Source organism: Snodgrassella communis (genome assembly GCF_914768045.1).
GTDB classification, from domain to species: domain Bacteria; phylum Pseudomonadota; class Gammaproteobacteria; order Burkholderiales; family Neisseriaceae; genus Snodgrassella; species Snodgrassella communis.
The window spans coordinates 20,677-29,453 of the sequence record NZ_CAJZCD010000015.1; the positions used below are offsets into that span (position 1 = coordinate 20,677).

The window sequence follows — 8,777 nt, forward strand, 5'->3', positions numbered from 1 at the left end:
GTGCCAGTTATGCTCAACTATTATGAAAATCCGCCTACCGCCGGTTTACCGCTGAAATGGCGTGACTGGTTGCCGACACAGCAATCACTGGCAGACAGTGTTAGTACACAATTAAATCTGCCTCCTTTACAGGTTACCTGTTCTGGTACCGCAGCACTGATCATTGCCTTAACTGCGCTATCGCAACAACATCCCATGCGCAAAACCGTAATTGTCCCAGCTTATAGCTGTCCACTAGTGGCTTTGGCCATTCATCATTGCGGTTTGCAGATACAACTATGTGATTTAAAGCCAGATAGTATTGATCTGGATACTGCACAACTTACTACCCTGTTAAATGAGCATGTATTGGCAGTTATACCCACACATCTGGGCGGACGTGTAACGGATATAGATGCAGTTAAACAATTGGCACAGCCTCTACAGATCAGTGTAATAGAAGATGCAGCGCAGGCATTGGGTGCAGAGGTAGGCAAGCATGGAGATGTTGTATTATTTAGTCTGGCTGCTGGTAAAGGGCTAACCATGTATGAAGGCGGTTTACTAACCGCCGCTGATACACAATTGCGTCGCAATTTACAAACCACTGCCAGCAGATTATTACCATTCCGGCCTAAATGGGAAGCATTACGTACCGTTGAACTCTTAGGATATACAGCTTTGTATAATCCTACCGGATTGTATTTTGCTTATGGCTATAGCCGGCGCAAAGCACTTCGTCAGCAGCAATGGATTGCTGCTGTTGGCGATGATTTTGATTTTGCCATTCCTTTGCATCGCGTCAGCCGCTGGCGTCAGAATGTTGCTGCGAATGCCTTACAGCGGTTACCGATATTTTTACATACCCTGCAACAACAAGCGGAACAACGTATCCAGAAGTTACAGAGCATTACCGGCATACAAGTGATTATTGATCAGCATGGTCAGGGTGTATGGCCATTTTTAATGGTATTAATGCCCACTGGACAACATCGTGATGCGGTATTAAATCAGTTATGGGCCAGTCCTTTAGGAGTGACCCGTTTATTCATTCATACGCTGGCACAATATGATTACCTGCGCCCAATTGTGCCTACAGTGGTCATGCCAAATGCTGAAGATTTTGCAGCACGCATGTTAACCATTACCAATAGCCCATGGCTTACTGATGCACAATTTTCCCAAATAGCTGAAGTTATTCAGAATGTCGTTTGTTGATGTTGAGCTAAAGCATTAAGTAGTTGCTGGTTAACTGCATGGTGTTGTTGTTGCCATGCTGCCAGCGTGGCTGCTGGAATTGGTTCCTGTTTGTCCATAGCGCTGAGCAGACGTTTGAGCAGGCTGGTGTATTGCCATTGCGAAACTTCGCCGGTAATGTCACTACCAATAATGCGCTGATCCAGAGCAGCAATCACAGTCAATAAATGCTCCAGTTGCATACGACCCTGATCCCAGTTGGTTTGTACTACATCTTTCCCCAGCACATCCTTATCAATTGAAACATATACTGATTCACTGGTTTGTTGTTGTACCTGAATAAATGCGCTAACCAGCTCTTCTGGTGAAGCAAAGGCACGAAAAGCCTGTTGCAGACCGATTTTTTTGGCCCAGCTAACCTGCACATCCATACACCAGTAAGTTAATTTGCCCTGAAATAATGGTGCCAGCCGGTTTTCCCAGCAGTGGGCAAGGCCAATGTCATTTGAAGTGATACCCAGTACATGCACATGGCTGACAAAAGGCAATTGCGCCACATAGCTTACCCACGAACCACAGTGAATACCGAACAGATAGCGCATATTGTCCGGATGATTATCAAAAATAACTACCTGTATTGGATTAGTAGCATTGAAATATTGCTGTAAACGTTTAATTAATAATAATGAAATATGGTGGTAGTCGCCGCTGCCCATCAGTACCGTGCCATAGTATTTAGGTAACTGTCGTGCCAGTTCTGTCTCTAACTGTTTGAATTTAGCTTGTGAACAGCCAAAACGAATAGCTTCCTGCCATTGTCCCAGCTCAATTCTGAATGCATCTGTTATTATGCCTGTACTGTGATCAAAATCCAGAATAACCGGTTTATTCATGTTTTTTGCTATCCAGCTTAAGTTGCTTGTTGGCTTCCTGCCAAGTTTTGTCCTGCTCAAAGCGATTACTGATTGTGGCCAGTAAGGTTCTTAAAACAGGGTTACGTACATATACCATATGCTTCGTAAAAGTGAACTGAGCGCCGAGAGATGCCTTTACCTGCGGATCAGTCCAGCCGGCTACATAAAAATCCAGCCCGTGCTGTCTGGCATAGTCCAGATTGTAAAACCAGCTCAGATAATACAAATTCAGTTCCCGTGCCTGTGGATAAACAAAGCCAATATATTTATCCACCAACATATTATTGAGCACGAAACAAATATTGTATCCAATCAATTGCTGTTGATGATGATAGGTAAAAATTCTGGCCTGATTACTGCTATCCTGTAACAGCTGCACAAAAAATTCCCGAGTTAATAAATCAAAATGAATCTCACTTTGATTATAAACATTTAAATATAACTGATAATACTGATCTAGAACGGCTTCGTCCTGAAAACACACATCACCGCTATACAGACAACCAGTTTCAATCAATGATTGTGTTTTCAGCTTGCGCCGAAAATTTTTGCGGCGCTGATAGGACAAGCGGCTCAAATATTCATCAATATCATTAAAATCAATTGGTACCCAAGCCAGAGCCTGACCTTCCACCGCAATAAATCCCTGTTGCTGCAACGACTGAATCAGTGTAGCTGCATACTCGTTTGCCTGCGTATCCAATAATGGTGACTGCTGCGGAATATCTTTCACAATCAGCAACGGATATTTCTTGCCATAATTCTGTTTTATTTCTAAGGCTAATTGCTGTGCTGATTGTTGCTGAGTGAATAAAGCATACTCAGATACCGTTGTGCCAATAAAACAAGTAAGAGGTTGCAGAAAGCGTTGCCACCAGCGAAACAGTGGCCAATGGCGAATTTTCTGCTGAAAATCAGCATCAGCAGTTGTGAGTAAATCAAAGCGTGCAGCAAAAGCGGGTACCCCACTCATTAATTGCCATGCAGTAAAATCCTGTGGAGGATTGGTCAGAAAAATCTCGACCAGTTCATCCGGTTCAAGTTGAGTCAGATAATTCATAACATCCCATGTGGCAGCCGGCTTAAATACCAGCCAAGCTGCCATATAACGTGGCTTAAGCGTTTAACTCTTTTTTAGCACGTGTTATTAACTGATCCAGCAACTCAATTCCTTGATCAATTTCCTGTTTTGTAATATGCAGGGATGGGGCAAAAGTAATCACATTCTTGTAATATCCACCTATATCCAATACCAGCCCCATTTTTTGGCCTTGCCAGTCTAGATCGCCAGACATCCCAATATCTACCATCTTGTCTACTAAAGCCTTATTTGGCGTAAAGCCGTCTTCAGTACAGATTTCCGCACGTAACGCCAGCCCCAGACCATCTACTTCACCAATTTCCTTGTGGCGCTGTTCCAGCGTTTTCAAGCCTTCGAGGAAGTAGGCACCGCTTTCCATTACCATTTTCTCATAATCGGTTTCGGCCATCATTTTGAATACCTCCAGACCCACAGCTGTACCCAGCGGATTTGAAGCAAAAGTAGAATGAGTAGAACCAGCAGGGAATACCTGCGGATTAATCAACTCTTCTCGTGCCCACAAACCACCAAGAGGATTCAAACCATTAGTCAATGCTTTAGCAAATATCAGCATATCCGGTTGTACATCAAAGTGTTCAATTGACCACAACTTGCCAGTGCGATAAAAGCCCATCTGAATTTCATCGACGACCAACAAAATACCATATTGGTCCAGAACCTTTTTCAATTCTTTAAAATAGTTACGTGGTGGCACAATATAGCCACCCGTGCCTTGAAGCGGCTCTATATAGAACGCCGCATATTCGGCCTGACCAGCTTTCGGATCCCATACACCATGATATTCCGTTTCAAACAAACGAGCGAAATCAGCCACCAGATGTTCTCCGTATTCCTCTGATGTCATACCCTTAGGTCGCCGGAACGGATATGGAAACGGAATAAACATAGCGCGGTCAGCAAAATGACCATAGCGACGGCGATAGCGGAAGCTTGAAGTAATAGAAGATGCCCCCAGCGTACGCCCGTGGTAGCCACCTTCAAACGCAAACATCAATGACCGGCCTTCAGACGCATTACGAATAATTTTCAGTGAATCCTCAATACACTGCGAACCGCCAACATTAAAATGAACCCGGCCATCACGCCTAAATTTGCGCTTCATATCCTCAGCAATAGTTTTTGCCAGCTCAATTTTGGTTGGATGCAGATACTGGCTTGCACACTGTGGCAAAGTATCCACCTGTTGCTTTAACACAGTATTCAGGCGTTCATTAGCATAACCAAAATTACAGGCTGAATACCACATCTGCAAATCCAAATAAGGCGTGCCATTTTTGTCATACATATAGCTGCCTTCGCAGCCATCAAAAATTTTTGGCGGGTTAACATAATGTACCGTATCACCAAAAGAACAATACTTTGCTTCATCTGCGAGCAACTGCGCATCATCCCGGCGATTTTCTAGTGTTTGAGCACTGGGTTTACTCATCATTAATTCCATTCTTACTAAATAAAACAGCTTATAAAAAAGTACATAATTAATACTATTATATCCTGCTAAAGCATAAAACTTGTAGAAAACAATACATGGATAAGCATATAAAACCATTATCTACTGCAAATTAAATTAACTTTGCATTTAAATAAAGAGCATAAAATCCAAAATACAGCGTATATAACAGCCATAACAGAAAAAAATGCCTGCCAATACTTAGCATCACCAAATTTCATCTTTCACAACCATTAACACAATAAAATAAAAAACAGCAAATCATAAGTTATAGAGTAAAAGGAGAACTTTTACTAATATTTCTCAATCAGTTAAACTCATATCTTACCAAACACACAATTAGCACAACAATACATTTGCATACTAATATACCTATGAATACCGAACCTGACCGCATCCCCCATCCACGCTGGCTATTATTTGCCCTTGCAGTCGGCGGTTTTGCCATCGGCACCACAGAATTTGCCACCATGAGTGTTTTGCCTTATATCGCTAGCGGCTTAAATATCAGTGAACCGACAGCAGGGCATCTAATCAGTATTTATGCCCTTGGTGTCGTTGTCGGTGCGCCCGTTATTGCCATATTTGGAGCGCGTTTTAGCCGCCGTAGCCTGTTGCTAGTGCTTATGGCATTTTTCTCGCTAGCTCATCTAGGCACCATGCTTGCCCCCAACTACAACAGCATGATGCTATTTCGCTTCTTAAGTGGCTTACCGCATGGAGCCTATTTTGGTGTTGGAGCATTAGTTGCCGCTGCCATGGTGCCACCAGAAACTAGAACTCAGGCTGTAGGATTAATGATGATAGGCTTAACCATAGCTACCACTATCGGCGTACCCTTAAGCAGCTGGCTGGCTCAGGCAGTGGGTTGGCGAGTAGTCTTTCTCATCGTAGCCATACTGGCTGCTACCACCGTTATTCTGGTAGCCTTATTTTTACCACCAAACTGCATGCAAGGTAGTGGCAGCAATGCCGTGCGCGAACTTAATGCACTTACAAATCGTCAGATTTGGCTGACACTGACCATAGGTGCCATCGGCTTTGGTGGTATGTTTGGCATATATGCCTACATGGCCTCGACTCTCGAAAACATTACCGGCATGTCGCCCAAAAGCGTGCCACTGGTTATGTGTCTATACGGCGTAGGCATGACATTAGGCAACATCATCATACCGCGTCTGGTTGGACGCCATGTGATGTCAGGACTAGCATGGTTACTGGCGTGGTCGGCAGTCATGTTAGCCTTATATCCCTTTGCACTACATTATCCATATTGGATATGTATACAAGTCGTTCTCATCGGCATGAGTGGTGCCGTAGGTACATTATTACAAATTCGCCTTATGGACGTAGCCAAAGATGCCCAAACATTGGCTGCCGCACTGAATCATAGTGCCTTCAACGCTGCCAATGCCTTAGGACCTTATTTAGGTGGTTTAACCATTGCTGCAGGCTGGGGCTGGGCCAGCACTGCATGGGTTGGCGTTATGCTCGCAATAATTGGCTTAATCGTATGGTGGTTTACCGCACGTGATGAACAGCGTATGAATAGCAAAAGCACGCTGCCACAATAACTCATCCCATACCCTTAGTAGAAATAGAGCAGCTGGCCACTTTGCCTAGAAAATTAGCAGATCACACAAACATAAATATCTAAATAAAACTAAAATGTAAAAAAGTGTAACCTAAGTTGCAAATAGCTGTTATCATTAATATTCTATCAATATATGAAAAAATAGTTTAATAATTAATAATCCAGTTGGCAAAGGAGGTAAAAATGACTGATAAACAATTACAGCCAGAGATAAAAACACCTGATATTGAGCAGGCTAAAAAACAAAACAATACTTGTACCGATCAAAATAGCAAACGCAAAAAGCTGACTAAAAAGAAATACTACAAAGAATTGGAACAACTTCAGGGTGAAATGGTTGCCCTGCAAGAATGGGTGAAAGCTTCTGGACAGAAAGTTTGCATCATCTTTGAAGGACGTGACGGTGCAGGCAAGGGTGGTGCAATTAAAGCAATTACCGAAAGAGTCAGCCCTCGCATATTTCAGGTAGTGGCCTTACCTGCACCGAGTGAACGCCAGAAAACACAAATGTATATGCAGCGTTACATTCCCCATTTGCCAGCAGCTGGCGAAGTTATCATCTTCGATAGAAGTTGGTATAACCGTGCCGGCGTAGAGCGCGTAATGGGATTTTGCACCGAACAAGAAAGCAAAGAATTTCTAGAAATTATCCCCTTTATGGAAAAAGCCATAATCAATTCCGGTATCATCCTGCTCAAATACTGGCTTGAAGTAAGCATGGAAGAACAGCACCGACGCATGCTGGGTCGTATTAACGACCCGCGTAAAATCTGGAAACTTTCGCCCATGGATATCAAATCCTACAGTCGTTGGTACGACTACTCTCGTGCTCGTGACGAAATGATTATGGCTACCGATACCTCATGGGCTCCATGGTATGTCGTCGATTCCAACGACAAAAAGAAAGCGCGTTTGAACATCATCAAACACATACTCAGCGAAATTCCATACAAAAAAACACCACGGAAAAAAGTCGAACTGCCAAAGCGGCAGGATAAAGGCGATTATCAGGAGCCCAATTACCCTTATCGTTACATTCCGGAAAAATACTAACTACATCACCAGCCACACTGGCTGGTGTTCTTTCTCAAATCTTAATACCTATTCTGAACTACTTGCGAAAATCACCCCATAACACCTGCATCGCAGCAATTGCCGCCAGCGAAGCCGTTTCCGTACGCAATACCCGTGGCCCCAGACTAATAGCAGCAAAACCATGCCTGATTGCCAGCTCCTCCTCAGCATTACTTAACCCTCCTTCTGGGCCAATTAACAACGTTACCGCCAGAGGTTGCTCAAACTCATTTAATGCCTGTGGTCGGCATAAACTCATCAGCAGCTTCAAATCATCAGTAGCCAAACCAGCCAGTGCATTAGCCAAATCCACCACCGGCCGAATTTCCGGCACCATCGTCCGCCCGCATTGTTCACATGCACCAATCGCAATATCCTGCCAGCGTTCCAGCTTTTTCAACGCCCGTTCACCACTTAAACGCTGACTACTACGTTCCGTCAGCACTGGCTGAATCAGCGTAACGCCCAATTCCACAGCTTTCTGGATAGTCATATCCATCCGTTCACTGCTTGAAATTGATTGTAGCAACGTAATCGCCAATGGAGACTCAAGCGTAATAGACTCACTACCACGGATCAGTACATCCACATTTTTCTTACCCATAGCTGTAATTTCAGCTTGATAAACAGTGCCAAGACCATCAAACAACTCAATCAGCTCACCTGGCTGGCAGCGCAAAACCTGTACATGGCGCGCTGTTGCATCTGGCAAAGAAAATGCCACTGAATCACAAATACCAGACGGAACATAAAAACGAGGCATAATAATGAAAAAATCCAATAATAATCAAACAAGCTAAATAGCAAGATTAGAAATTAATAAAATAAGCTGCTTCCTGATTAAACCAGCCTTAACCACAATCAGCAACTTATCAGCTTTATTTGTCGGCAAATATAAAATTCTGCCATACAGTGATTCCTATTATTTCCGACAAAAGTAAGAATAAAGCACTAGCAAAAAAGATAACAAACATACTGAAACAGCAAAACCATAATTAGTAATAAACCTGTCTAGTCAATAAATAACAGCACAGACAAACTTTATAAAATATAGAAGTGACACATACAATACAAATGCAACAAAAAAGCCTAGATTAAATAACTAAAACAAAAATAAGACATAGATAAATAGTAGTTGATTAAAGTGATATACAGAAATAACAGATTAATCCGTACCAAAATGACTGAGTAAAGCGAAGAACTGAAATAGACAAGTGATAAAGGAAGTCAAAGAGAGAATAAAATTTTAGGATTAAAAAACAGTCATCTGAAGAAAAATCGAAAAATAAAAGCGAGAAGTAGTTGACAGCGTTTAGAGCGAGGCGTATAGTTCGCCTTCTTCGCTGATGACGCGACACGAAAGAACTAACCAGTTTAAAGTAGAACGCAGTCAAAAGCAACGCTCTTTAACAGAACAGATTACCGATAAGTGTGAGTGCGATTGAGCCTCACACTGATTCAAAGAGA

Annotated in this window: 7 protein-coding genes; 3 read left to right on the forward strand and 4 right to left on the reverse strand. The window is 42.8% G+C overall.

Features of this window, described 5'->3' with window-relative positions; translation table 11 throughout:
• Positions 1-9: 9 nt before the first annotated feature.
• The gene (locus MJ761_RS10320) at positions 10-1,197 is read left to right on the forward strand and encodes a DegT/DnrJ/EryC1/StrS family aminotransferase (protein WP_093093762.1); all 1,188 of its coding nucleotides are present in this window, start codon (positions 10-12) and stop codon (positions 1,195-1,197) included.
• On the opposite strand, the gene MJ761_RS10325 is transcribed toward MJ761_RS10320, so the two are convergent.
• The 3 genes from MJ761_RS10325 to MJ761_RS10335 are packed head-to-tail and all read right to left on the reverse strand — an operon-like array spanning position 1,179 to position 4,621.
• Positions 1,179-2,069, reverse strand: coding sequence for an arginase family protein (locus MJ761_RS10325; RefSeq protein WP_093093764.1), 891 nt, complete (start codon positions 2,067-2,069; stop codon positions 1,179-1,181). The genes MJ761_RS10320 and MJ761_RS10325 overlap by 19 nt on opposite strands.
• Complete coding sequence (locus MJ761_RS10330; RefSeq protein WP_218060237.1) at positions 2,062-3,195, reverse strand: GNAT family N-acetyltransferase; 1,134 nt, start codon at positions 3,193-3,195, stop codon at positions 2,062-2,064. The genes MJ761_RS10325 and MJ761_RS10330 overlap by 8 nt, the downstream gene beginning before the upstream one ends.
• Before the next feature lie 10 nt (positions 3,196-3,205).
• Positions 3,206-4,621, reverse strand: coding sequence for an aspartate aminotransferase family protein (locus tag MJ761_RS10335; RefSeq protein WP_093093775.1), 1,416 nt, complete (start codon positions 4,619-4,621; stop codon positions 3,206-3,208).
• Between the two features lie 395 nt (positions 4,622-5,016).
• Here MJ761_RS10335 and MJ761_RS10340 point away from each other — a divergent pair, with 395 nt between their 5' ends.
• The gene (locus MJ761_RS10340; protein WP_093093765.1) at positions 5,017-6,216 is read left to right on the forward strand and encodes an MFS transporter; all 1,200 of its coding nucleotides are present in this window, start codon (positions 5,017-5,019) and stop codon (positions 6,214-6,216) included.
• Between the two features lie 203 nt (positions 6,217-6,419).
• Entirely contained in the window at positions 6,420-7,289 is an 870-nt protein-coding gene (gene ppk2 / locus MJ761_RS10345) for a polyphosphate kinase 2 (protein ID WP_093093767.1), read from the forward strand.
• A gap of 58 nt (positions 7,290-7,347) precedes the next feature.
• Here ppk2 and MJ761_RS10350 read toward each other — a convergent pair whose 3' ends face one another.
• Positions 7,348-8,073: a 16S rRNA (uracil(1498)-N(3))-methyltransferase gene (locus tag MJ761_RS10350; protein ID WP_093093769.1), complete on the reverse strand. Its 726-nt coding sequence runs from the start codon at positions 8,071-8,073 to the stop codon at positions 7,348-7,350.
• Positions 8,074-8,777 lie beyond the last annotated feature (704 nt).

Coding starts and splice junctions, on each gene's coding strand:
- MJ761_RS10320 (WP_093093762.1), top strand. CDS start 10: ATGCTCAACTATTATGAAAATCCGCCTACCGCCGGTTTACCGCTGAAA.
- MJ761_RS10325 (WP_093093764.1), bottom strand. CDS start 2,069: ATGAATAAACCGGTTATTCTGGATTTTGATCACAGTACAGGCATAATA.
- MJ761_RS10330 (WP_218060237.1), bottom strand. CDS start 3,195: ATGGCAGCTTGGCTGGTATTTAAGCCGGCTGCCACATGGGATGTTATG.
- MJ761_RS10335 (WP_093093775.1), bottom strand. CDS start 4,621: ATGAGTAAACCCAGTGCTCAAACACTAGAAAATCGCCGGGATGATGCG.
- MJ761_RS10340 (WP_093093765.1), top strand. CDS start 5,017: ATGAATACCGAACCTGACCGCATCCCCCATCCACGCTGGCTATTATTT.
- ppk2 (WP_093093767.1), top strand. CDS start 6,420: ATGACTGATAAACAATTACAGCCAGAGATAAAAACACCTGATATTGAG.
- MJ761_RS10350 (WP_093093769.1), bottom strand. CDS start 8,073: ATGCCTCGTTTTTATGTTCCGTCTGGTATTTGTGATTCAGTGGCATTT.